The following is a 24,827-nucleotide window of genomic DNA, read 5'->3' on the forward strand; positions in this document are numbered from 1 at the left end:
CAACTCCCTGATGATGGAAACTGCAGACACTAAGCGCAATCCTTCCTCATGACAATCGACTGCGTATTTCTACGCAGCAAGCAGAAGGGTCAGTTGCGTGGCGGCTGGTTCAGGCCCGCCTGCACCGCCGGACGTGCCAGGAAGGCATCCAGCACGCGCTGCACTTCGACAAAATCGGCATAGCCCACCAGTTCGCCCGCGCCATAAAACTGCACCAGATTGCGCACCCAGGGCAGGATGGCCATGTCGGCGATGGTGTAATCATCGCCCATGATCCAGCGACGGCCTTTCAGGCGGGCATCCAGCACGCCAAGCAGACGGCGCGACTCGGCCACGTAGCGGTCGCGCGGACGTTTATCTTCTATGTCCTTGCCAGCAAATTTGTGGAAGAAACCCAGTTGGCCAAACATCGGCCCCACTCCGCCCATCTGGAACATCAGCCACTGAATGGTTTCATAACGCAGAGCCGGATCAGCCGGCAGGAACTGGCCGGTTTTCTCCGCCAGATACAGCAGGATGGCACCGGACTCAAACAAGGCCAGCGGCTTGCCATCCGGCCCCTTGGGGTCAAGGATGGCCGGAATCTTGTTATTGGGATTGAGTGACAGGAATTCCGGGCTGAACTGATCGTTGCTTTCAAAGCTGACCAGATGCGCCTCATACGGCAGGCCGCACTCCTCCAGCATGATGGATACCTTTACCCCGTTGGGGGTGGGCAGGGAATACAGTTGCAGACGGTCCGGATATTGCGCCGGCCATTTGCCGGTAATGGCGAAGGAGGACAGATTGCTCATAAACATGCCTTTATAAATGACTGCGTGATGGCGCGGAAGGTGAAGCGTTTTTGGATAGTATGGGCAAAGAAGGATGCGACAAGCGCGATTTGCAGAACGCAGTGTTTTGCTGGCTGATCAACCTTCCATCAACTGCGCCAGCACCCAGGAGGCCGCCCGGCCGGGCTGGCGTGCCTGCGACCACACCAGATCCACCTGCACCGCCTTGGGCCAGCCGGCCACTTTCAGCTCGCTCAGCTCGTCCCCGCCAAAGTTGACGGCCAGCCAACTGGGCAGCTCGGACCAGCCAAAGCCCAGCCGCGTCATTTCCAGCAGCAGCAGGTAGCTGGGAGCGGACCAGCAGCGCGCACCGAGGGTGGCGCTGGGCGGGCCATAGTAGGTGTTGAGCCGCAGCTCCCGTTCGGCGGCCAGTTGTTCGCGGCTGACACTGGCGAGGCCCGCCAGCGGATGATTGCTGCTGACATACAGGCTGCTCTGACTGGCATCCGGCATGGGGTAATAACCGATATCCGCCGGATAGCGCGCCAGTCCCGAGACAAAGCCAAGCTGTGCCCGACCACTTTCCACCAGATCAATCACATCTTCTTTTTCTGCCACCAGGGTTTCCAGTTCCAGCGCCGGAAATTGCTGTTCGAACAGGCGCAACATCTGCTCCAGCGATTCGGACTGAAAAGTGTCGGACAGCACGATGGTCAGCCGCGGCTCCAGCCCGCCGCCCAGCAGACCGGCCACTCGCGCCAGTGCATCGCTGGCATCGAGCAACTGGCGGGCATGGCTGAGCAGTTGCTGGCCGGCAGCAGTCAGTAGCGGTTGCCGGCCACTGCGATCGAACAGGCTGACACCCAGATCGATCTCCAGATTGGCAATCGCCTCGCTGATGGTGGACTGACTCTTGCCCAGGCGACGCGCCGCAGCAGAGAACGAGCCTAGCTCGGCTGCCGTGCTGAAGGCGGCAATGGCATCTAGCGACCAGGACATATCGGTTTCTCCGATGGATTTTATTTTTTAACTATCCGACAAACCAATCAGAATGTCACCCAAAGCCGGTCAAACCGCATCATCCGCATCAGAAAGGAAAGTCACATGCCAACAGCCGACAACAAGCGCATCCAGGAGCGCGTCTTGCACGCCGTGCTGTATGAAGCCTGCGCCATGGCCATGCTGGTGCCACTGGCCGCCCTGCTGACTGGCAACGGCATGGGCCAGATGGGGGTGCTGGCGCTGATGATGTCCGGCGTGGCCATGCTGTTCAATATGCTGTTCAACGCCCTGTTCGAGCGGGCGGAGCGGCGCTGGGGGCTGCAGCGTACGGTGTGGGTGCGCAGCGCACATGCCTTGCTGTTTGAGGGCGGACTGGTGGTGATGCTGGTGCCACTGGCGGCCTGGTGGCTTGACACATCGCTGTGGCAGGCATTGCTGCTGGACCTGGGCTTCTTTGCCTTTTTCCTGCCCTATACCTATCTATTCAATCTGGCTTACGACCGGCTGCGTCAGCGTGTCATGCAAGGCAGGCAAACTGTGCTGTCGCAAAGCGAATAAACCAAGGGAGACCGAGATGAACAACAACGCCTGGATTTTCCTGAGCATCGCCATTCTGGCCGAAGTGGTGGCCACCTCATCGATGAAGCTGACCGAAGGCTTTACCCGGCTTGGCCCGTCCGTACTGACCGCCGCCGGCTACATGCTGTCGCTGTACATGCTGTCACTGACGCTGCGTCACGTACCGGTGGGGGTGGTGTATGCCATCTGGTCCGGCGCGGGCATCGTGCTGGTTTCGCTGGTGGCCTGGCAGTTATACGGCCAGAAGCTGGACCTGCCCGCCATCATCGGCATGGCCATGATCATTGGCGGCGTACTGGTGCTGAACCTGTTTTCCCGCTCGGCAGTACATTAAAGGGAGGGATGGCACAAGACCAAGGGGCTCCGGCCCCTGTTTTCATGCCAGGGCCAGCGGGGAATCATTCCCCTGAGCCGTCACCATGCCGCCACACACCTGATTGCGGCCACGGTGCTTGGCCTGATAAAGATAGTTGTCCGCCTGTTTGAGCAGATTGCCGATATCGCTTTCATCGGTGGCCGCCATGCCGATGCTGACGGTAAAACGCAAATCGCCCAGCGGGGTGCTGATTTCCAGATTGGCCAGCGCCCGGCGCAGCTTGTCCAGTTGGGCCAGCATCACGCTGGCATTCACTTCTTGACTGAGGATGACGAACTCCTCGCCGCCAAAACGGGCAACAATGTCGTCCGGGAAGAAAGACTCCAGCAAGCGGGCAGTCTGGTAGATCACCCGGTCGCCCACATCATGGCCGTAGCCATCGTTGATGCGCTTGAACAGGTCGATATCCAGCACCGCCACACCGATATTGTGGCGCAAGGCGCTGGCCTGTTCGAAAAAATGCCGCCGGTTGGACAGGCCGGACAGCGGGTCTTTGCTGGCAGATTCCTTCAGCGCCTGCAGGTTTTCCACAAACTCCACATTGCGCGTGACGCGGCAGAAAAATTCTTCGTAATTGAAGGGTTTTTGCAGGTAATCATCCGCCCCGGCCTTGATGAAGCGTGCCGTCATGGTGGGGTCCTGGCTACCGGAAATCCCGATAATGGCCAGGTGGGTGGGGTCCAGAAAACGCCGCACCGTGCTGGTCATGCGTACCCCGTCCATGCCCGGCATGTCGTGATCGGTCAGCACCAGCTTGATGCCGCGCTCCTGCCGGAGAATGGTCAGCGCCTGTTCCGCATCGGCCGCTTCCAGCACCTGATACAGATGGCGCTCCAACTGGGTGCGCAAGAGCTGGCGCATGGCCAGCGAATCGTCCACCACCAGCACCTTGATGCTGGGGTTAAGACGGATGCGGCGCAGCATCTTCATCACGTATTCAAAGGCGGATGGACTTTCCTTGGGAATGTAGTCCACCACCGGCATACTCAACACCCGCTCACGCGTGGCCATATCGTTGTGCGCGGTCAGCACCACGGTGGGAATGCGGTTTTCCAGCAGCAGTGGCAACACCTCGCCGCTGGGCGCATCGGGCAGACAGTAATCCGCCACCGCCGCCATAAAACGCGGGTCTACGGCCAGGGCCTGGCGCACCTCGGCCAGGCTGGTTACCGGCACCGCAATAAAACCCTGCTTATTGACCAGACGGCACAGGGGGCGAATCAGCATCAGGCTGTCTTCGATCACGAGAATGCGCGGGGCGTCCATGCGAGTGGTGGATTGTTGTTCGTCAAGAGAGATGGCACCCATTATTGACGAAGCCAGACTTTCTGTCAGTAAAGCTTATGTTAAATCAAGCCAGCAGCAGCGCTGCCAGCCGGCTCGGAGAACACCGCAAAAAAGGGTATAATCGACCCATTTTTTCAGCATAAGACACACCATTCACCACCATGGAACTTGCCAAGAGCTTTGAACCGGGCGATATCGAACGCCGTTGGTACCAACACTGGGAACAGGCCGGCTACTTCAAGCCGAGCATGGACACCACCAAGCCGTCCTTCGCCATCCAGTTGCCGCCGCCCAATGTCACCGGCACCCTGCACATGGGCCACGCCTTCAACCAGACCATCATGGATGGCCTGACGCGCTACTACCGCATGAAGGGCGACAACACGGTATGGATTCCCGGCACCGACCACGCCGGCATTGCCACCCAGATCGTGGTGGAACGCCAGTTGGCCGAACAAGGCATCAACCGCCACGACATGGGCCGCGAAGCGTTCACCGCCAAGGTGTGGGAATGGAAGGAAAAATCCGGCGGCACCATCACCAGCCAGATGCGCCGCGTAGGCTGCTCGGTGGACTGGAGCCGTGAATACTTCACCATGGACGACGTGCGCGCCGAAGTGGTGACCGAAGTATTCGTACGCCTGTACGAACAAGGCCTGATCTACCGTGGCAAGCGCCTGTCCAACTGGGATGCCAAGCTGGGCACCGCCATCTCCGACCTGGAAGTGATTTCCGAGGAAGAAGACGGCCATATGTGGCACATCAAATACCCGGTAGTCGGTAGCGACGAATTTGTCACCGTCGCCACCACCCGCCCGGAAACCCTGCTGGGCGACGTAGCCGTGGCCATCAACCCGGAAGACGAACGCTATCAGCACCTGCTGGGCAAACAGCTGCAACTGCCGCTGACCGGCCGCACCATCCCGGTGATTGCCGACAGCTATGTGGACAAGGAATTCGGCACCGGCTTCGTCAAGATCACCCCGGCGCACGACTTCAACGACTACGAAGTGGGCAAGCGCCACAACACCCCGCTCATCAATGTGATGAGCCTGCAAGCCACCATCCTGCCCAAGGCGCAGATCTTCGGCTTTGACGGCAGCGCCCAGGGCAGCATCGAACTGCCGGCCGCCTACGCCGGCCTGACCACCCAGGAAGCCCGCAAGACCATGCTGGCCGACCTGCAAGCGCAGGGCCTGCTGCTGGACACCAAGCCGCACAAGCTGATGGTGCCGCGCGGCGACCGTACCGGCACCGTCATCGAACCCTTGCTGACCGACCAATGGTTCGTGGCCATGAGCAAGGTGGGCGAAGGCGACGCCACCGGCCAGTCCATCGCCCAGAAAGCTATCGAAGCCGTGGAATCCGGCGAAGTGCGCTTCATCCCGGAAAACTGGGTCAACACCTACAACCAGTGGATGAAGAACATCCAGGACTGGTGTATCTCCCGTCAACTGTGGTGGGGCCACCAGATTCCGGCCTGGTACGACGAAGACGGCAATATCGTGGTTGCCCGTACCGAAGCAGAAGCCCAGGCCAAGGCGCCGGGCAAGACGCTGCGCCGCGAACAGGACGTGCTGGACACCTGGTTCTCCTCCGCGCTGGTGCCCTTCTCCACTCTGGGCTGGCCGGAAGAAACCCCGGAACTGAACGCCTTTGTCACCTCCAATGTGCTGGTTACCGGCTACGAAATCATCTTCTTCTGGGTAGCCCGGATGATCATGATGACCAAGCACTTCACCGGCAAGGTGCCGTTCCGCGACGTGTACATCCACGGCATGGTGCGCGACCACGAAGGCAAGAAGATGTCCAAGTCCGAGGGCAATGTGATTGACCCGGTGGACCTGATCGACGGCATCGCGTTGCAACCACTGGTGGAAAAACGCACCACCGGCCTGCGCCGCCCGGAAAAAGCCCCGGCCATTGCCAAGGCCACCGAAAAGCTGTTCCCGGAAGGCATTCCGGCCTATGGCACCGACGCCCTGCGTTTCACCATGGCCAGCTATGCCACCCTGGGCCGCAGCGTCAACTTCGACTTCAAGCGGGCAGAAGGCTACCGCAACTTCTGCAACAAGCTGTGGAACGCCACCCGCTTCGTGATGATGAACGTGGAAGGCAAGGACTGCGGTCAGGACGAAAGCCTGCCGCTGGAATTCAGCTTTGTCGACCAGTGGATCATCGGCCGCCTGCAACAGGCCGAAGCCGACGTCACCAATGCGCTGGAAACCTACCGCTTCGACCTGGCCGCCCAGGTGATCTACGAATTCATCTGGAACGAGTACTGCGACTGGTACGTAGAACTGGCCAAGGTACAGCTGCAAAACGGTAACGAAGCCCAGCAACGCGCCACCCGCCGCACCATCGTGCGCGTGCTGGAAGTGGCCCTGCGCCTGACCCACCCGCTGATGCCCTTCATCACCGAAGAGCTGTGGCAAACCGTCGCCCCGCTGGCTAATGCCAAGAAGACCGACTCCATCATGCTGGCGCAATGGCCGGTAGCCGTGCTGGAGAAGATCAATGCCGCGGCCAACGCGCGCATGGATGCCTTCAAGGACATGGTGAACGCAGTGCGCAACCTGCGTGGCGAAATGGGCATCGGCCCGGCCGTGAAGGCCCCGCTGTTTATTGAAACCGGCGATGCCTCGGTAGCGGATTTCATCCCCTACCTGAAGCTGCTGGCCCGCCTGACCGAAGGCAGCATCGTCGCCACCCTGCCGGCAGACGACGCGCCGGTGGCCATCTCCGGCAACGCCCGCCTGATGCTGAAGGTGGAAGTGGACAAGGCCGCCGAAACCGCCCGCCTCACCAAGGAACTGGGCAAGCTGGACGCCGAGCTGGCCAAGCTGACCGCCAAGCTGGAAAAACCGGGCTATGTGGACAAGGCCCCGGCGCATCTGGTGGAGCGTGACAAAGCGCAACTGGCCGAGTTGAACGACAAGATGGACAAGGTGAAAGTGCAACTGGCCAAGCTGGCCTGACTGCTCCTCACTTAGACAAAAGCCCACCACCGGTGGGCTTTTTTTATGGCTCATTCCAGTGATAAGTGCCTTGGCTTTATCCTGCTGACTCGCCAATTCATTTATCAAATTATTTACAAACTGTCCCTAACCATTCAAGCAAATAACAGAAAAAACTCGCACTCCCTGCATTCTTTTGCAATCTTTCCTATGCTGGGGAAGACCGCCACATAAAAATCAAATCAGCCAATGCATCATTCATTGATATTTAAAAGGAGACGCGCAATCAACCATCTGTTCCGTTATGCCTCTTTAAATCAATCTGTTCTGATAAAAAATGATTGACATTCACCGCACAGATTCGTCCCGACGAATGTACCGCATAACCTGAGCAAGCATCACCATCACAGCCCTTAGCGAGAATGCCATGTTCCAGATCGTAGCCAAAGCCATGCGGCGAATGAGTTACCCCAGCCGTTTTGCAATAATTGGTACCGTATTTGCCATTGCGCTGACCTACCTTACCTACGGACTTTATCGTAGCAATCAGGATAATGCCGACTTCTCCAGCAAGGAACTGATAGGCACGCAATACCTGAAACCAAGCATGGCCTTGCTGGCGCAAATCCAGCAGCAACGGGTATTGGCAGAAAAAGGGCAGGCACGCGCCGCCAATCTGGAACCCGCCTGGGGGGCGGTGAATGCGGTACAAGCCGAAATTGGCCAGCGACTGGCGGTGGAAAGCAGCTGGAATGGTTTGAACGCCGCCTGGCAGGCGGTCAAGACCCGCCCCTCTGCCGATAACCTGGACAAGCTGACCGATACCCTGAATGAGCATATCGGCCGGGTGAGCGATCAATCCAATCTGACCCTGGACCCGGATATCGACACCTTCTATCTGATGGACGCCATCACCGTCAAATGGCCCAACTGGCTGATCCGCGCCACCCGCGCCAATGCCCTGCTGGAACGATCCGCCGGCCAGCCGCTTGGCACCAAGGACCATGACACCGCCGTGGGGCTGCGCATCCTGCTGGATGATGCACTATCCGGCATGCAGGATGACTTTGCCAAAGCCACCGCCTTCAACCCCGGCCTGAAAGAGATACTTGCCGCCAGGCAGGAACAATTTGCCACTCAGGCCAAAGCCAATGCCCAGCAACTGGAAAATGCCCTCTCCGGCTTACCGACACATGCCAGCGGCCTGCAAGACGGCACCATACAAAGCGCACAGGCGCTGCAGCAAGTTGCGCTTGATCAGCTTGAATCCCTGCTGCATGTACGGCTGGGACACATCCTGCTGCAGCGCAACATCTACATGGCCTGTGCCTTGTTCACCCTGCTGCTGTCGGCCTATCTGTTTGTCACCCTTTACATGTCCATTACCTTGCAACTGGGCGGCGACCCGTTCTACGTGCAAAAGGTGGTGCAGCAAATTGCCAGCGGCAGACTGGATACCGAAATCAAACTGCGTGACCAAGCAACAGACAGCCTGCTGGCCGAGATTCACACCATGCGCAACAACTTGCACGAAACCGTCAGCAGCCTGATTACCACCTCGCGCCAACTGGATGAAACAGCCAGCGAAGTTGCCAGCAGTGCCCGCCACGTAGCACGGGGGAGCGAACAGCAACATGATGCCGCCTCGGACATGGCTGCCGCGGTAGAACAACTGAGCACCAGCCTGTCGGTAAGCGCCGAGCGTTCGGCGCAGGCCGACCTGCTCACCCGCAATGCAGTCAGCCAGTCATTCACCGGGGTGGAAGTGATAGGCGATGCAGGCCACAGCATGAGCAGCATTGTTGCCTCCATCAATGAAGTGGCCGGCACCATCGACAAGCTCACCCGCCAGTCCGAGTCCATCGTCACCATTGTGGATGTGATTCACGAAGTGGCAGACCAAACCAATCTGCTGGCCCTGAATGCCGCCATCGAAGCCGCCCGCGCCGGCGAGGCGGGACGCGGCTTTGCCGTTGTCGCCGACGAAGTACGCAAACTGGCGGAACGCACCGCCCACTCCACCACCGAGATCACCACCATCGTGCAGGAAATCCAGGGCACCACCCAGCATGTGGCCGGGCATATGAGCACCAGCCGTGGCACGGTGGAAGCCGGGCAAAGCAAGGCCGTGGAAGCGCATGAGGTAATGGACGCCATCCGCGCACAGATCGACCAGGCTTGCGTGGCCGTGGCCGACATCCGCACCCGCCTGAGCGAGCAAAGCCAGAACAGCCAGGATATCGCCCGTAATGTGGAGCAAGTGGCGCGGATGTCGGAGGAAAACAGCCGGGTGGTGCAATCCTCCAGCGAAACCGTCAACCGCCTGAAAACCCTGTCATCGCAGTTGACGCAACTGGCGGGGAAGTTTTCGGTGTAGCGGGTTGGCGCAATGACAAGCCAGGCATGGCTTGTCACGGACAAGTGGTAAAAGCCCACCGGATGGTGGGCTTTTTTTGCGGCAGCTATCGCCAACTGACATCAAAGAAAGCCAGATAAGGTGCAGCAAGACCAAACGGATAGCTGCATGCACGTACCGGAAAATAGTCCTTGGAGTGCCATGGTTGATCGCTTAACATTTCAGCAGCTTTCTACCTGAAAGAATGCCCATGCGCCCCTCCCTTGTGCTGGAATTGCAGCGCGCCGCTGTCCGCGCAACGGTAGCCCGATTCCCCACTACCAACCCACGCGTATTCGGCTCGGTACTACACGGCACCGACCACGAAGGCAGCGATATCGACCTGCTGGTGGATGCCTTGCCCGGTGCAACGCTGATCGATCTTGGCGGCCTGCAAGTCGAGCTGGAATCGCTGCTAGGCCTGCATGTCGACCTGCTGACGCCTGATGACCTGCCATTGAAATTCCGTGCCGAGGTGCTGGCAGAGGCACAGCCGGTATGAATGCAGACCACCGCTTGACCGATTACCTTGACCACATGCAGCAGGCAGCTAAAGATGCTGCGACCAGCACAATAATGTTTTATAACCTTCGTGGCACCATTCCGCATTGATAATTCATTGTCATTCATGATAAAACTTACATCAGAACAATGTAATGGAGTTTTATTTTGGAAAATTTTACCTCCTCGTATTTAAATATAAGATTTTTTAGTCTAATAATTTTGAATTTAAAACATGCTTATCAAAACAGTCACTCAAAACCAGTATTTTTATATACACTCATATCGTTTGTTTTCCTAAGCACTATCTCAATAAAAATAAGTGACACATTACTAGCAATGATATTTTTTGAAATGTTATTTTTTTGGGAATTTTTCAAAGGCCTTGAGAGGGCACACAACAACATATATTCGACATTAAAAATAGAAAAAAGTATTTTCAAACAAATCAACCCAATAATATTCCACCACGCAAAGAAAACATCAAAAATTGAAATTGACAATTTTGAAGAAATAGTTAACAACTCAAAAGAATGGGCTAATGTCTTATCAATGAAAAAAGGCCAAACCGAAAAACCTGTATTCTTAATATTTCTATCAATAATCATTGGAATAATTAGCGGAATCATTGGAAACGGTGCCACATCCATATTTGCCACGCTAGGAGTGGAAAAAATATTTCTTAGCATCGCCATGCTAATCCTTATCCTAGCAGTACCTTTCTTTACCGGACTATTCTTTTCGGTTGTATTTGATGGAAAACATGATAGAGCATACGAATTAAATCTACTCTCACTAAGAATTGCGCAGACAAATAAATTTCAAAAACCAAACCAACAAATCATGTCACATAACTAACATTTATTCAAAAGGAAAATAACTTATGAAAGTATTTATTTCTTGGTCAGGAGAGCGGGGAAAGCTAATCGGAGATGCCTTTAGAACATGGCTACCAGATGTAATCCAATCAATAGAAACTTTCTACTCACCCGATATTGAAAAAGGGCAACGATGGTCCACGGAAATTGAACACAACCTTAGAGAATCCAAGCTTGGAATCATATGCGTCACGCATGAAAGCATGACATCACCTTGGTTAATGTTTGAATCTGGAGCAATAAGCAACGCAAAGCTTTCTCGCGTGTGCCCCTTACTGTTCGACTTAGAAACAGCTCAATTGCAAGGTCCTTTAAATCAGTTCCAAGCAACACCTTATAGCGAAGATGAGATAAAAAAACTTATCAACTCAATAAACGATTTATCTGAAAATCCACTCAACCAAGCCCAGCTAGAAAGAACATTCGACCGATGCTGGCCCGAGCTGAACAACACCATTACAAACATATTAAAAACCACTACAAACTCACAAAAACCAAAAAAAGATCACAAGAAGACTTAATTGAAGAAATATTATCCACCGTTAGAATAATTGCGAACCAAAATCCAAACGAAGAATCAATTAATCACTGGATTGTCTTATTCAGAGAAATATTGAACTTTGGCCAAAAAATGGATCAAATCGGGAATTCAAAAGCAGATCAAAAAACTGTCGAAATGCTACAATCAACCTTAAATCACTTAAGACTAACTCTTAACTTAGCACAACCAAAAATAATAAAAGCATCCAAATATAAAGAACTATCTGCGGAAGCAAAAGAAACAATGGCAAAACTAGAAAAAACAATAGACTGGATTGAAATACCATTTTGACAATCCACATTTTTATTAACAATAAAATAAAAAAGAAACAAAGAAAAATTCAACTTCGCGGGTCTCGCCCCGCCGTCGAGGTTCTTTCTTTTGCTTCGCCAAAAGAAAGAACCCAAAGAAAAGGCGACCCGCAGCGCGTCGAAACCCCGCCCCAGCCATGCCGCCCAGGGCGCTGACGGGACTGTGCCAGCTCCGACAGATGTTCTTGATCAGATAACCACCGCACCAACGCGCCCACCGGCCCCGTCAAGCATGCCGACGGGTGGCCGGGGCGAGGTTTTAAGCGCCTGCAATGTTTGAGCGATTTGACGTTAGCAAATCGCGAGTTCAGGCGCGCCTCGCGCCGGGCGGGACCTGTCGGGCAGCCGCAGGCCATGCTTGTGGGGTGGCCTTTGGGGTTGGAAGGGGCCTTTGGCCAAGCAAAGGTCCCTTCCCCGCCGCCGCGCGGACGCGGCAGCAAAATCATCATCCGCAAAGCGGATACAAAACCATTTCCTACACTACTTGCCAGCCATCCACACACCGTAAACCCTTGCGACTAGCCCGCTTGCTGTTTAGCCTTTGCGAGTTGCGCTTAAACAGCGCAACCAGGTTTGGCGACCTGATTATCCGGACAGGAAATCCTCTACCACCATATTGATGGAGACATCACCATGTCCGCTAACACCAAAACCACCCTGCCCCCACCACCCCTCACCCTCCACTACCTCGGCAAACCCATCCGCCTCACCCTCCACCACACCCCACCCCTGCTCGCCATCGCCGATCTGGCCGCCGCCATCGGCCCACGCTGCACCGAACAACTCCGCCAGCAACTGCAAACACACGCACAGCAGCCCGACGAGCACACCCCGCCCAGTTGGCCACTGCCCGCCCTGCTGCAAGCCCTGCGCCGCAGCCGCAAACCCGCCGCCCGCCAACTACGCCGCTGGCTAAGCCGCGAACTGCTCCCCGCCCTGCACCAGCTACCGCCGCATACTCCTCGCTGGGATCAGGCACTGGCCATCGCCGCTGAAGCGGGTCAGCAAATCAGCCATGCCGTACTGCAAACCGTGCTGCAACAGGAAGCAAACTGGCAGCACACCCACTGGCTGCTAACGCTGAATTACACCCCGGACCACCCGCGCCGCCATAGCCATGGCCGACTCAGCGCGCTGGAGTGCAGCGCCACGCCCTTGCAGGCGCTGGCTGATGAAATTGCACAGCCCAAGGGCCTGGGCATGCAGAACGGGGATTTGCTGAAACTGGTGGCGGCCTGCCATGCGCAACTGGCGCGGCGCATGAACAAACAGGCGTGGCGGGAGATGGCGGACCAAGGGAGTGCAGGCTGATGCGGGACTGCCAGCTTGGCTGGCAGTGCAGAAATGGGCAAACCCGTGCCGGATGTGGCCGTTGCTGAAGTATCGTTAAAGCAGCTTCTTAATGTGCCACGTAACACCCATCCAGAGCGGCTGACAAAATAGCGTCGCCTCCCTGGGGTAAGACGCGCCGCCGCTGACCGTACACGGCGTACGGCAAGGCAGCGCAGCAGCAGGGGTTTTGTCAGCAGCGCCAAGTTGCATTTTCGCTATGCAAGCTAAGCCAATGACTCATTGACCGAGCCGGCATAAGATATACCAATCCACAATGTGCTATTTTTAACTCATTAGCGGCAATAAATGCTATCAGTGCGCCATATATGAATCATTACGACACATCAAAAAGCGCCAGCGCCCTTGCCGAAGAACTGGGGCGTCGGCTACGCCAGGCCCGGCTGGAGGCCAATATCTCGCAGGATGCATTGGCCAGCCGCGCCGGGCTGTCCCGCCGCGCGGTGCAATACGCCGAAGCGGGCAAGTCCCAACTGGATACCTTTTTGGCGCTGTTGCTGGCGCTGGGGCTGGACAGCCAGTTGGACAATCTGCTGCCCCCCGGCCATTGTCTCCCCTGCAATTGCTGAAATTGCAGGGCCAGCCACGCCAGCGCGCTGCGCGGCAACAGCCACAGGCCGCACAGGCGGTGGGCAAGGATGAAACGGCATGGTGATGCGCTACGAGGATCTGCTGAGTGTGAAATACCAGGGCGATCTGGTGGGCGCTCTGGCTTTTGACAGGGGGCGCGGGCTGGGCCATTTCGAATATGACCCGGCTTTCCGGCGCAAGGGCATTGAGCTGTCGCCCCTGCACATGCCGCTGGCAGCGCAGGTTTATCAGTTTCCGCAGTTGGATCCGGCCACGTTCAGGGGCTTGCCCGGCATGTTGGCCGATGCCTTGCCGGATGATTTTGGCAATGCCGTGCTCAATGCCTGGGTGGCGCGTGAAGGCAGGGCGGTATCGAGTATCACGCCGCTTGAGCGGTTGAAATACACCGGTTCACGCGGCATGGGGGCGCTGGAGTTTTATCCTGCGCGGCAGATGAAGGGGCTGAATGCCTCCACCAATGTGGCGATCGACAGTCTGGTAGAGGTGGCGCAGGAGGTGTTGAATCAGCGCGCTGCCTTGCAGGTGAATCTGGCCGCGGGCGTGGCCGAGCGGGATGCCATGCTGAGCTTGCTGTCGGTGGGTAGCAGCGCAGGCGGCGCACGGCCCAAGGTGGTTTTGGCGTTTGATGAGGGTTTTCGTCACGCCCGCTCTGGCCAGACAGATGCGCCGGCAGGTTTTACCCATTGCCTGCTGAAGTTTGACGGTGTGGTGGAGCAGCAGTCCGGCCTGGAGACATTTGGTGACCCGCTGGGCTTTGGCGCAATGGAGTATACGTATTATCAGATGGCCCGCCAGTGCGGCATTGTCATGGAGCCTTGCTGGCTGCTGGACGAAGGGCCGCGCCGCCATTTTGTCACCCGCCGTTTTGACCGGCGCGGCAATCGCAAGCTGCATGTACAGACCTTGTGCGGCCTGGCGCATGCCAGTTACAAGCAGCTGGGCCAGTATTCGTATGAGGAAATCTTGCAGTTGATGCGTCGCCTGGGGCTGGGGGCGGATGACGCTGCGCAATTGTTCCGTCGCATGGTGTTCAATGTGGTGGCCAGAAACCACGACGACCACACCAAGAACTTTGCTTTTTTGCTGGACCCAGACAGCCACGCCTGGCAGTTGGCCCCGGCCTACGATATTGCCTACAGCTACAAGCCCGGCAGTCACTGGGTAAACAGTCATGCCACCACCATCAATGGCAAGCGCGATGGCTTTTGCCGTGCCGATTTCCATGCTTTTAGCAAGCTGAGCAAGCTGTTCACCCCGGCCTGGATAGATGGGGTGATTGCACAGACGGTGGACGTGCTGGCGCAATGGCCGGTGTTGGCCCGCCGCAATGCGGTGCCGGATAGCATTATCGGTATGGTGACGCCCAATCTGCGGCTGGATATCTAAGGTCGGGCCACTACGCCACTCTCCGTCTGCGGCGCGAGAAACAATATGGGTAGTGGCTTTCGCATGCAAACGTCAAACCCTTGTAGAGGGAGAGGCGGTCTCCTCCTGTACCGATTGGGCTGCTTCCGTTGCGGTGTGGAAGATACCGGAATAGCGGTAAAGCTGGCCAAACCAGGGATGGTTCAGCCGAAAATCCATGGCGAAACAATCCGGGCCCAAGGCGGTTTCAACAATGGTGGTATGCCCCAGCAGCAGCCACTCCGGCAGGTGGAGCTTTAGCTTGCCCATGCGCAGTACGTAACCAGTGCCGGCATATTGCAAGCCCGTGGCATGGGCTGAGGGACGCATGCGCAAGGCAAGAAAACGATTGACCCGTTCTTCTATCTCGCCATTGGCAAGCGGCTGCCATTCACTATTGAAGTGTTTCACCATTCCGCCAGGCAAGGTGATACGCCGCTGCCAGTATTGCTTACCCTGCTGCATCTGTTTGTGGACTTCCGTGGGCAGCCGGCTACCAGTTTGATTAATCAGTGCTCCACACCGGTAGAGCAGGTTTAATGGCTTTTGCAGCCAGGCAGGATAGTCGATATCCAGATAGCCGCGGTCAACACACGCTGCAGCGGCATAGTGGGTTTGCAAGGCGCGGGGTAGCCGCTGCCAGTCAGCACCCAGCACGGTTTGAATGGGACTTTTCATCCGTTGGCTCCCGGCACATGCTTGCCGACCATCAAGACAACAACCATCACCATGGCAAGGAAAGCAGGCAGCCCCAGGTAGAACCAGTACCGTGCGTACTGCCAATAGCGTTGGGGTAAAGGATGGCCAAGGCGCAAGGCTTGTGTCGCGAGGTCTCGCATGCGGATTTGTAACCACACGACGGGCAGCCAGCAACAACCGGCCAAGACATAGAGCGCCAGCGAAACGAGCACCCAATTGGTGGCGAGTGGCAACTGCAACTGCGATAGCATCCACAAGCCACTGATGGGCTGAAACAGTATGGTGGGTGTGGTAAACAGCCAGTCAGCCAGCACAACATGGCGGTTGGTGGTTGCGATGGTTTCCACGCGGCCTGAACGGTCGGCCATCCATTTGTAAAATGCACTGCCAAACCCGGTACCAAACAGCAGGACCATACTGAGGATATGTAATGTTTTGATGGCTGAATAACTCATCTTGATTCTCCGGCTGAGCTGGCAAGGGCATGCAGCGGCGATTGCGGCATGCGGCCCAGGAGTTCGACAAAGGGTTGCAGCTCGCTGTAGCTCCCTGCCTGGAGCATGTCCAGTGCATCGGTCTGTAGCAGCGGGTGCAGTCCCTGGCCTATCAGGCAAATCAGGCGTGCCAGTGATAGTGGCAGACGACAGAAGCGTGCCTCCGCCAAGTCCTGCTGTTGGCGCAGTGCAGCAACCCAATCAAGCAAGGTATATCGACGCGGCCCGACGGCAGCGACAACACGACATGCGGGTTCTTGCTCTAGCGCATGCAGCAAGGCAAGGGCAACATCTTCGATATGGACAGGTTGAATGACTTGCTTGCCATCGCCCGGTATCGGAATCAACGGCAACCGTGCCAATTGCTGCATTAAATGACTGCTGGTCCCTCCCTTGCCGACAACCAAGGAGGGGCGCAATACCATCCATTTGAGTGGAAGCATTTGCAAAAAGGCATCTGCCCTGCCCTTGCTGCGCAGAAACGGGCTGTACGCATGGACATCCGCCCCCAAGGCGGATACTTGCACAACTCGCGTAATGCCCGCTTCGGCACAGGCCTGGAACAGGGCGACGGGGGCGTCGGTATGCACCCGGTCAAAGGTTTGCTGGCGCGTGGCGGTGAAAATACCCGCGCAATTGATTACGGCATCCAGCCCCTTGACCCAGGGTAGCCAGTGCCTGGGTTCGGTCATGCTGACAAAGTCACAGCCATGGCGTCTGGAAAGCAAGCGTGTGCAGTGTCCTGCGGCTTGCAAGCGTGCATGCAGGTGACGGCCAATAAAGCCATCCCCACCCGTGAGGAGAAGCTTCATGCCCTAGACTCCTGCTTGGACGCAGTACTGGCATCATGCGCCGGGATGGCAATGAAACGGTCGATATGGCGCTTAATTTTTATTAAGCAAAAGAGCAAGCCGCCAAAGATTGACAGCAGACTGACACGCAGGCTGTCGACAAGGTCGGCATCCCAGAATAGCCAATCGCTGATGATGAGAAGTACCAACGGCACCATGGCCAGGGTCAGCCAGGTATAGTCGCGCCAGAATGCAGCGGCAGTTGCGTCCTGGCACAGGCGCTGTAGCAAGGCGGCCAGATGACGTTGCAGGATGCGGATGACAATTGTACTGATGACGAGGCTTAACAGGCATTTCAACAGCAGGGGAAGAATGTCGGCCATCTTGAGCTCCTCAGGTGTGTTCAGGAGCCCTCATCATGATTTTTACTAGCAGGCAAAGCTTCCGCTCGGCACAAACAGAAGCATTTATTTAATCCGGAATGATAAAACAGAAGCACTTCATGCTGTTTTTTCGGCACTCATCAGCTTTCGATAGCTACCCGGCGTCATGCCTTGGATCTCGCGGAATGCTTCATAAAAGTTTGATTGCGAGGCAAAACCAACACTCAGGCCAACCGACAGTACCGATGCCGATGGCTCTGCCAGCAGCATGGTGCAGGCAGCGGCCACGCGTTGTTCACGCAAATAACGTGAAAAGCCCTTGGCCAGGCGGATATTGAGCAGCTCTGATAATTGATGTGCGCCCAATCCCAGCTGTTGAGCCAACATCGGCAAACTAAGCTCTGCATTTTGGTACAGCCGTTCCTCACGCATCAACTGCTCCAGCCTGGCTTGTACCCGCTCACAGTCCACATTGCCGAGGGTGCTGGTGCGATAGGCTTCATTGGCAGCGGCAACAATGTCTTCCTGCATGGCCGGACGTAAGCCCAAGGTCAATTGCGTCAACCACAACGCCATACCGATGGCACAGGAATACAGCGCAAAAAATTGCGCTGTATGAATGCGCGTGGGCAGCAAACCGGCCAGGGCAACCAGGGCTGCAATCAGCACTACCCCCCCTACCAGCAGCAGTTCACGCTGAAAACATTCACGTTCTGCGCGAAGTCGATAGATGGAACGGGCAAACCACAGCAGATACGCCATGCCCAAGGCAAAAGCCAGGGGGAAGGCCAGTGCAAATGGCAGCATTGTGCCTAGCAATACAGGCAATAGGTGCGGCCATTTGCGCCACAGGCTGCCCTTGCTCAATGACGGGTGTAGTAAGGGATGGCTGTAGAAATAGAAACAGGGCGCGGCGGCAAACAAACAGGCCCGATAAAGCACGGATGCCAAGGCATCGGGATAGCCAAGCAACAAGGCAGCATGCACCCCCTGCAGCACTGCCAGTGTCAACAAGAAAGCGATGCCCATCTGGCGTGAATGGGGCTGATCCGGGTAACTGCCGGGGCGAAAGTGCGTGATGACAAGCAGCAGGCAACTGAATATTGAGTAACCGGCCAATAACAGGCCGCAAGCAACGATCATGGCAGTAGTAAGGTGTCCATCAGGGGAAGGCTGATTGTAAGCGAGCAGGCTGACCACGTCAGGACTTCAGCTCCCCCCATCATTCCACAGCCTTACACCGCCTTGCGCAGCGCCCAGTCAAAAGCGCGGGTGGACAGCACGCGGCGTAGCACCCAGAACACCTTGGTGGGTTTGGTGATGCGGTAGCGCTCCCTGGGGCGGCTGGCGCTGACCGCCTGCCATACCGCCTCGCCCACGGCGGTGGCGGGCAGGGTGAAGGGTGCGGCGTGGCCTTCTTTTTTAAGGCGTACTAACTGGCGTTCGTATTCCTCGCGATGCACGCTGCCGGCCACATCCACATTCTGCAAGAAGCGTTGCAGGGCATTGGGGCGGAAGCGGCTTTCAATCGGCCCCGGCTCCACCAGCGAGACAAAAATGCCGGTTCCGTGCAGCTCTTGCCGCAGGGTGTCGCACATGCCTTCCATGGCAAACTTGCTGGCGTTGTAGGCGCCGCGCCAGCGCATGGCGGCAAACCCCAGAATGGAACTGTTATAGATGATGCGGCCATGGCCCTGGGCGCGCATGACGGGCAGCACGGCATTGGTGAGTTCCCACGGGCCGAACAGATTGGTTTCAAACTGCTCGCGCATGGCCTGGCGGTGGATGTCTTCCACCGCGCCGGGCTGGCCGAAACCTGCATTATTGAACAGGGCATCCAGCCGCCCGCCAGTCTGCTGCAGCACGGCTTGCAGTGCGCGCTCAATGCAAGCGCTGTCGGTGACATCCAGTTGCAGGCTTTCCAGCCCTTCGGCTTGCAGCCGGGCCACATCCTCGGCACGGCGACAACTGGCAAACACCCGCCAGCCACGCTGGGCGAACAGTTTTGCCGTGTGGTAACCAATGCCGCTGGAGCAGCCGGTAATCAGAATGCAAGGGGGGTGGGACACGTCACAACCTCGTCGAAATCAGGCAAACAGGCGCAACCCTACACCATCCTGACGGCATTGCTAAAGCGGTTTCGCTGCGGCCTGCCAGCCTGACAAAAATATCGTGTTGCCGTGGAAATGGAATAAAATGGCCGACTACCGATTTTGCGACAAGGAAAACGCCATGGCGAAATCCGCCAAAGCCCCGGCCAGCTTTGAAACCGCGCTGGCGCAGCTGGAGGACATCATCCAGGCGATGGAAGGCGGCGATGTGCCGCTGGAAACGGCGCTGGCGTCGTACAAGCAAGGCATTGAGCTGATCAAGTTCTGCCAGGGCAAGCTGTCTGACGCCGAGCAGCAATTGAAAATTCTGGAAAACGACGAACTCAAACCGCTGGACCTCAGTAATGGCCAATGAATCCTTCATCGGCTGGATGACGCAGATCCAGCAAACCATGGAAACCGCCCTCACCCGCTTTCTGCCCTCGGCGGACACCTTGCCGCAGCGCCTGCATCAGGCCATGCGCTATGCCACGCTGCAAGGCGGCAAGCGGGTGCGTCCGCTGCTGGCTTTTGCCGCAGGCGAATTAAGCGGTGCCAGCGCGGAAAACCTGGCACGCGTGGCGGCGGCGGTGGAGATGATCCACGCCTATTCGCTGGTCCACGACGACCTGCCCTGTATGGACGACGATGTGCTGCGCCGTGGCAAGCCCACCTGTCATGTGGAGTTCGACGAAGCCACCGCCCTGTTGGTGGGTGATGCGCTGCAAACCCTGGCATTCGAGCTGATTGCCACCCCGATGGAAGGCGTAAGCCCGGCCAGCCAGTTGGCCATGTGCCAGTTGCTGGCGCGCGCTTCCGGCCATGGCGGCATGGCCGGTGGCCAGGCGATTGACCTGGCCAGCGTGGGCCAGACGCTGAACCTGCCCGAGCTGGAATTCATGCACATGCTGAAGACCGGTGCGCTGATTCGCGCCGCCGTGCTGCTGGGCGCGATGGCCGGTCAGCCCTTGAACGCAAAGCAGACCGAACAACTGGATATCTTTGCCAAACGCATTGGCCTGGCGTTTCAGGTGGTGGACGACGTACTGGACTGCGAAGCCGATACCGCCACGCTGGGCAAAACCGCCGGCAAGGACGCCGCCAACGACAAGCCTACTTACGTCAGCCTGATGGGTCTGGCCGAGGCCAAACAGTTTGCCCGCGAGCTGCGCGAGCAGGCCTTTGCCGCGCTGGAAGACTTTGGCCCGGCTGCCGATAGACTGAAACAACTGGCCGACTACATTGTGGCCCGCTCGTTTTAACCGCAGAAGCACAACAATGACTCCGCTGCTCGACACCATTCATCAGCCCTCCGACCTGCGTGCGCTGGGCCGCCAGCAACTGCCGCAACTGGCGACGGAACTGCGCGAATTCCTGGTCGATACGGTCAGCAAGACCGGTGGCCATTTTGCCTCCAACCTGGGCAGCATCGAGCTGACCATCGCCCTGCACTATGTGTTCAACACCCCGGACGACCGTCTGGTATGGGACGTGGGCCACCAGACTTATCCGCACAAAATCCTCACCGGCCGCCGCGAGCGCATGGGCAGCATGCGGCAGAAAGGCGGGCTGGCGGGCTTTCCCAAGCGCGAGGAATCGCCTTACGACACCTTTGGCGTCGGCCATTCGTCCACCTCCATCGGTGCGGCGCTGGGCATGGCGGCGGCGGCCAAGATGCAGGGGCTGGACCGCAAGTGCGTGGCCATCATCGGTGATGGCGCGATGACCGCCGGTCAGGCCTTCGAGGCGCTGAACAACGCCGGGGCGATGGATACCGATTTGCTGGTGATCCTCAACGACAACGACATGTCGATTTCGCCCAATGTCGGCGCGCTGAACAATTATCTGGCCAAGCTGATGTCCGGCCGCTTCTACGCCGCCATGCGCGAGGGCTCCAGCAAGGTGCTGGGCATGGCCCCGCCCTTGAAGGAAATTGCCAGCAAGGTGGAAGAGCACGTCAAGGGCTTCTTCACCCCCGGTACGCTGTTCGAGGAATTCGGCTTCAACTATATCGGCCCGATCGACGGGCACGATCTGGACGTGCTGGTGGATACGCTGAAGAACATCCGCAGCCTGAAAGGGCCGCAGTTCCTGCATATCGTCACCAAGAAGGGCCACGGCTACAAGCTGGCCGAGAACGACCCGGTGAAATACCACGGCGTCACCAAGTTCGACCCGGCCAACGGCCTGGCCGGTGGCAAGAGTGGTGGCAAGCCGCAGTACACCCAGGTGTTTGGCGACTGGATTTGCGACATGGCCAAGCTGGATGCGCGCCTGGTGGGCATCACCCCGGCCATGCGCGAGGGTTCCGGCCTGGTGCGCTTCGAGAAGGAACACCCGGACCGCTACTTCGACGTGGCCATTGCCGAACAGCACGCCGTTACCTTTGCTGCTGGTCTGGCCTGTGATGGTGCCAAGCCGGTGGTGGCGATTTACTCCACCTTCCTGCAGCGCGGCTACGACCAACTGATCCACGACGTGGCGCTGCAGAATCTGCCGGTCATGTTTGCCATCGACCGCGCCGGTCTGGTGGGTGCCGATGGCCCCACCCACGCCGGTGCCTTCGATATTTCCTTCCTGCGCTGCATTCCCAATATGACGGTGCTGGCCCCGTCCGACGAAAACGAATGCCGCCAACTGCTGTACACCGCCTTCTGCATGAACAGCCCCACCGCGGTGCGCTACCCGCGCGGCGTCGGCCCCGGCGTGGACATCCAGCAGGAAATGAGCGCCCAGCCGGTAGGCAAGGGCGTGCTGCGCCGCAGCGGCCAGGGCAAGGTGGCCATTCTGGCCTTTGGCAGCATGGTGGCACCGGCACTGGCGGCGGCTGAGGCGCTGGATGCATCGGTGGCCGACATGCGCTTTGTCAAACCGCTGGATACCGGCTTGATCCGCCAATTGGCCGACAAGCATGACTACATCGTCACCGTGGAAGAAAACGTGGTGATGGGCGGTGCCGGCTCCGGCTGTCTGGAGGCCATGCAGGCCATGGGCATCGTCAAGCCTGCCTTGCTGCTGGGCCTGCCGGACGACTATGTTGAACATGGCGACCCCACGGTATTGCTGGCCGATTGCGGCCTCAACGCCAGCGGCATCGAGGCGAGTATCCGCAACTGGTTGCCCCAATAGTCACAACAGCGGCCAAGAAAAACAGCGTAGCGCCCCTGGGGCCAGGCGCGCCGACGCAGGCAGTGCCAGCAGTACGGCAAGGAGGCGCAAGGCTGCAGCAAGGTTTTGCTTAGCCGCGCCAAACTGAACAAGGGGAAGTCATGGGTGGTTTTGATCTGGCAAGCTGGCTCAATCTCACAGGCAGCCCGTTCGAGGCGCTGCCGCTGTTTGTCACCAGTCTGGCCATCGGCCTGCTGATGGGGGTGGAGCGCGAGCGCAAGCACCACACCCTGGCCGGCATCCGCACTTTTCCGTTGACTGCCGTGCTGGGCACCCTGGCCGCCATGCTGGACGCGGCATCGCATGGCGTGCTGCTGCAAACCGTCGGCCTGCTGGCGGTGGCCTCGTTTGGCTTTCTGCCGGAACGCTGCGCCGACGGCGACAAGACCGAGCCGCGCACCACCACCGTGGTTTCCTTGCTGGTGGTGTATTGCCTGGGCGCACTGGTATGGCATGGCTTTGGCGGTGTCGCGGTGGCGGTGGGTATTGTCGCCACCGCCCTGCTCTACCTGAAACCGGAACTCACCGGCCTCACCCACAAGCTGGAACGGCGCGACCTGCTGTCGCTGCTGCAGTTTGCCGCGCTGTCCTTCATCGTGCTGCCACTGCTGCCCAACCGCACCTTCGGCCCGTATCAGGCGGTGAACCCGCATCAGGTATGGCTGATGGTGACGCTGATCGTGGGCATCAGCCTGTCCGGCTATCTGGCCGTGAAGATTCTCGGCCAGCGCGTGGGCGGCCCCTTGCTGGGCATTCTGGGCGGGCTGGTTTCCTCCACCGCCACCAGCCTGATTTATGCCCGCGAAGCACGCGCCAATCCGCTGTCGCTCAATCTGGCTACCGCCGTCATCCTGCTGGCCAATCTGGTGCTGTTTGCACGGCTGCTGGTACTGGCCGCCGTGGTGCAAACCAGTGTGCTGGCAGCGGTAACATGGGTGCTGCTGCCCGGCCTGCTGTGCGGCCTGAGTGCCGCCCTGTGGCAGTTGCGCCAGCACAATAACAGCCAGCCGCAGCCGGAGCTGCAACTGAGCAACCCTTCCGAAATGAAGCTGGCCTTGGGCTTTGGTGCCATGTTTGCGCTGGTGATGTTTTGCGCCGCCTGGCTGAATGCCGAGTTCGGCAGCAAGGGCGTGTATGTGGTAGCGCTGATTTCCGGCCTGAACGATGTGGACGCCATCTCGCTGACGGCTTTCAATCTGTTTGGCGAGAACCGGCTGGACGGCCAGCAGGTGGCCACCACGCTGGCGCTGGCCATTACCGCCAACAATGTATTCAAGTTCAGCCTGATTGCCAGCCTGGGCGGCAGTGCGCTGGCGCGCCGCTGCCTGCCCACCCTGCTGGCGGCCAGCGGCGGCATGCTGGCCGGCCTGCTGGTGCTATCAGGCAGTCACTGAACGCGGGCCAGCAGGCCGGGCAGTAATTGCAGGATGGTCTGCGCCGTCTGCTGTGGCGCTTCCAGCGGAAACAGATGACTGCCCGTCATCTCATGTAGCTGCATGCCGAAGTGGCGCTGCATATAGCGTAGGTCGGAGGGCCGCACCACATCGTGGCGGCTGGCGGCGACAAAGGCGGTTGGCACCGTCAATTGCCCGCGATAGCGCGGAAAGTCATGCGGCAGGGCGCAGTAAATCTGGTGTTCGATCTGTGGGCGAAAGCGCAAACGCCGCCCGCCCTGGCCGTCGTCCTCGCTGCCATGCAGCGCATAGTCGGCCAGGCAGTCCGGGTCGAAACGGGCAAAGGCCGGTTTGCGGGCAAAATAGTCGTGCATCATTGCAACGCTGGCCCAACAGTCGCGTCGTCCCAGAGTATTGCCGCCGGGGGTGATGCGGGCGATCAGGCCCAGCTTCTTGGCCAGCCAGATAAGCCCGGCCCGGCGCGGCCCCATCAAGGGCGAGTCCAGAATCACCAACGCCTTGAACAGTTCTGGCGCGCGGATGGCGGCATAAAACAGCAGATAGCCGCCCAACGAATGGCCCACGCCAATCACCGGCTGGCGGTAGCGGCTGAGCACGGCAATGGTTTCGTCCACCAGATGCGGCCAGCAGTCCGTCACCGGATAGCGCGGGTCGTGGCCGATGCAATCCAGCCAGCCTAACTGGTAGTGCTGGCCCAGTGCGCGCAGCAGCTTGCCGTATACCGGCGCGGGAAAGCTGTTGGCGTGGGCAAAATGAATGATGTGCTGCATGATGTGATGTTGCGCCCATTTTGATTTGTTATGGCTCGATACTACCGTAAAATAGCGTTTTTCCAGCCGCAG

25 protein-coding genes are annotated in these 24,827 nt (G+C 58.1%); 15 read left to right on the top strand and 10 right to left on the bottom strand.

Going from position 1 to position 24,827, the window contains the following annotated elements; translation table 11 throughout:
• Window positions 1-89: 89 nt before the first annotated feature.
• Window positions 90-794, bottom strand: coding sequence for a glutathione S-transferase N-terminal domain-containing protein (locus DLM_RS12675; RefSeq protein ID WP_089086032.1), 705 nt, complete (start codon window positions 792-794; stop codon window positions 90-92).
• Window positions 795-911: 117 nt separating this feature from the next.
• Window positions 912-1,772: a LysR family transcriptional regulator gene (locus DLM_RS12680; RefSeq protein ID WP_089086031.1), complete on the bottom strand. Its 861-nt coding sequence runs from the start codon at window positions 1,770-1,772 to the stop codon at window positions 912-914.
• 105 nt (window positions 1,773-1,877) lie between these two features.
• Here DLM_RS12680 and DLM_RS12685 point away from each other — a divergent pair, with 105 nt between their 5' ends.
• Complete coding sequence (locus DLM_RS12685; RefSeq protein ID WP_089086030.1) at window positions 1,878-2,333, top strand: multidrug/biocide efflux PACE transporter; 456 nt, start codon at window positions 1,878-1,880, stop codon at window positions 2,331-2,333.
• Window positions 2,334-2,349: 16 nt separating this feature from the next.
• Window positions 2,350-2,688: an SMR family transporter gene (locus tag DLM_RS12690; RefSeq protein ID WP_089086029.1), complete on the top strand. Its 339-nt coding sequence runs from the start codon at window positions 2,350-2,352 to the stop codon at window positions 2,686-2,688.
• Window positions 2,689-2,730: 42 nt separating this feature from the next.
• On the opposite strand, the gene DLM_RS12695 is transcribed toward DLM_RS12690, so the two are convergent.
• Complete coding sequence (locus DLM_RS12695) at window positions 2,731-4,038, bottom strand: diguanylate cyclase (protein ID WP_231959852.1); 1,308 nt, start codon at window positions 4,036-4,038, stop codon at window positions 2,731-2,733.
• A gap of 140 nt (window positions 4,039-4,178) precedes the next feature.
• Here DLM_RS12695 and DLM_RS12700 point away from each other — a divergent pair, with 140 nt between their 5' ends.
• The 9 genes from DLM_RS12700 (at window position 4,179) to DLM_RS12735 (ending at window position 14,927) form a co-directional block, all read left to right on the top strand.
• Window positions 4,179-6,995, top strand: a complete 2,817-nt coding sequence (locus tag DLM_RS12700) for a valine--tRNA ligase (protein WP_089086027.1) — start codon at window positions 4,179-4,181, stop codon at window positions 6,993-6,995.
• Between the two features lie 406 nt (window positions 6,996-7,401).
• A complete protein-coding gene (locus tag DLM_RS23375; protein WP_089086026.1) occupies window positions 7,402-9,351 on the top strand; it encodes a methyl-accepting chemotaxis protein in 1,950 nt (649 codons plus the stop codon).
• A gap of 229 nt (window positions 9,352-9,580) precedes the next feature.
• On the top strand, window positions 9,581-9,871 hold the full coding sequence (locus tag DLM_RS12710; RefSeq protein ID WP_089086025.1) for a nucleotidyltransferase family protein: 291 nt from the start codon (window positions 9,581-9,583) through the stop codon (window positions 9,869-9,871).
• A 167-nt stretch (window positions 9,872-10,038) separates the two neighbouring features.
• Window positions 10,039-10,728 (top strand): hypothetical protein, encoded by a 690-nt coding sequence (locus DLM_RS12715; RefSeq protein WP_145985850.1) that lies wholly within the window; start codon window positions 10,039-10,041, stop codon window positions 10,726-10,728.
• Window positions 10,729-10,753: 25 nt separating this feature from the next.
• Window positions 10,754-11,269: a toll/interleukin-1 receptor domain-containing protein gene (locus DLM_RS12720; RefSeq protein ID WP_089086023.1), complete on the top strand. Its 516-nt coding sequence runs from the start codon at window positions 10,754-10,756 to the stop codon at window positions 11,267-11,269.
• A gap of 110 nt (window positions 11,270-11,379) precedes the next feature.
• Window positions 11,380-11,580, top strand: a complete 201-nt coding sequence (locus DLM_RS23090) for a hypothetical protein (RefSeq protein WP_145985851.1) — start codon at window positions 11,380-11,382, stop codon at window positions 11,578-11,580.
• Between the two features lie 653 nt (window positions 11,581-12,233).
• Window positions 12,234-12,911: a hypothetical protein gene (locus tag DLM_RS12725; RefSeq protein WP_089086022.1), complete on the top strand. Its 678-nt coding sequence runs from the start codon at window positions 12,234-12,236 to the stop codon at window positions 12,909-12,911.
• A 347-nt stretch (window positions 12,912-13,258) separates the two neighbouring features.
• Window positions 13,259-13,519, top strand: a complete 261-nt coding sequence (locus DLM_RS12730; protein WP_197715399.1) for a helix-turn-helix transcriptional regulator — start codon at window positions 13,259-13,261, stop codon at window positions 13,517-13,519.
• A gap of 79 nt (window positions 13,520-13,598) precedes the next feature.
• Window positions 13,599-14,927 carry a type II toxin-antitoxin system HipA family toxin gene (locus DLM_RS12735; RefSeq protein ID WP_089086020.1) on the top strand — a complete coding sequence of 443 codons (1,329 nt, stop codon included), beginning with the start codon at window positions 13,599-13,601 and terminating at the stop codon, window positions 14,925-14,927.
• A 72-nt stretch (window positions 14,928-14,999) separates the two neighbouring features.
• Here DLM_RS12735 and DLM_RS12740 read toward each other — a convergent pair whose 3' ends face one another.
• The 6 genes from DLM_RS12740 to DLM_RS12765 form a co-directional block, all read right to left on the bottom strand.
• Window positions 15,000-15,623, bottom strand: coding sequence for a DUF4166 domain-containing protein (locus DLM_RS12740; RefSeq protein ID WP_089086019.1), 624 nt, complete (start codon window positions 15,621-15,623; stop codon window positions 15,000-15,002).
• Window positions 15,620-16,099, bottom strand: a complete 480-nt coding sequence (locus DLM_RS12745) for a DUF2269 family protein (protein WP_089086018.1) — start codon at window positions 16,097-16,099, stop codon at window positions 15,620-15,622. The genes DLM_RS12740 and DLM_RS12745 overlap by 4 nt, the downstream gene beginning before the upstream one ends.
• A complete protein-coding gene (locus tag DLM_RS12750) occupies window positions 16,096-16,950 on the bottom strand; it encodes an NAD-dependent epimerase/dehydratase family protein (protein ID WP_089086017.1) in 855 nt (284 codons plus the stop codon). Before DLM_RS12750 ends, DLM_RS12745 begins: the two co-directional genes overlap by 4 nt.
• Entirely contained in the window at window positions 16,947-17,312 is a 366-nt protein-coding gene (locus tag DLM_RS12755; protein WP_089086016.1) for a hypothetical protein, read from the bottom strand. Before DLM_RS12755 ends, DLM_RS12750 begins: the two co-directional genes overlap by 4 nt.
• 117 nt (window positions 17,313-17,429) lie before the next feature.
• A complete protein-coding gene (locus tag DLM_RS12760) occupies window positions 17,430-18,326 on the bottom strand; it encodes a helix-turn-helix domain-containing protein (protein ID WP_197715400.1) in 897 nt (298 codons plus the stop codon).
• Between the two features lie 221 nt (window positions 18,327-18,547).
• Window positions 18,548-19,381 (bottom strand): SDR family NAD(P)-dependent oxidoreductase, encoded by an 834-nt coding sequence (locus tag DLM_RS12765; RefSeq protein WP_089086014.1) that lies wholly within the window; start codon window positions 19,379-19,381, stop codon window positions 18,548-18,550.
• Window positions 19,382-19,544: 163 nt separating this feature from the next.
• Here DLM_RS12765 and DLM_RS12770 point away from each other — a divergent pair, with 163 nt between their 5' ends.
• From DLM_RS12770 to DLM_RS12785, 4 genes are all read left to right on the top strand, one after another.
• Entirely contained in the window at window positions 19,545-19,778 is a 234-nt protein-coding gene (locus DLM_RS12770; RefSeq protein ID WP_089086346.1) for an exodeoxyribonuclease VII small subunit, read from the top strand.
• A complete protein-coding gene (locus DLM_RS12775) occupies window positions 19,768-20,664 on the top strand; it encodes a polyprenyl synthetase family protein (RefSeq protein WP_089086013.1) in 897 nt (298 codons plus the stop codon). Before DLM_RS12770 ends, DLM_RS12775 begins: the two co-directional genes overlap by 11 nt.
• Window positions 20,665-20,680: 16 nt before the next feature.
• The gene (gene dxs / locus DLM_RS12780) at window positions 20,681-22,531 is read left to right on the top strand and encodes a 1-deoxy-D-xylulose-5-phosphate synthase (protein ID WP_089086012.1); all 1,851 of its coding nucleotides are present in this window, start codon (window positions 20,681-20,683) and stop codon (window positions 22,529-22,531) included.
• Window positions 22,532-22,671: 140 nt separating this feature from the next.
• Window positions 22,672-23,964 carry an MgtC/SapB family protein gene (locus DLM_RS12785; RefSeq protein WP_089086011.1) on the top strand — a complete coding sequence of 431 codons (1,293 nt, stop codon included), beginning with the start codon at window positions 22,672-22,674 and terminating at the stop codon, window positions 23,962-23,964.
• Here DLM_RS12785 and DLM_RS12790 read toward each other — a convergent pair.
• On the bottom strand, window positions 23,958-24,755 hold the full coding sequence (locus DLM_RS12790) for an alpha/beta fold hydrolase (protein WP_089086010.1): 798 nt from the start codon (window positions 24,753-24,755) through the stop codon (window positions 23,958-23,960). The genes DLM_RS12785 and DLM_RS12790 overlap by 7 nt on opposite strands.
• Between the last annotated feature and the right edge of the window lie 72 nt (window positions 24,756-24,827).

This window comes from Aquitalea magnusonii (assembly GCF_002217795.2).
GTDB lineage: Bacteria > Pseudomonadota > Gammaproteobacteria > Burkholderiales > Chromobacteriaceae > Aquitalea > Aquitalea magnusonii_B.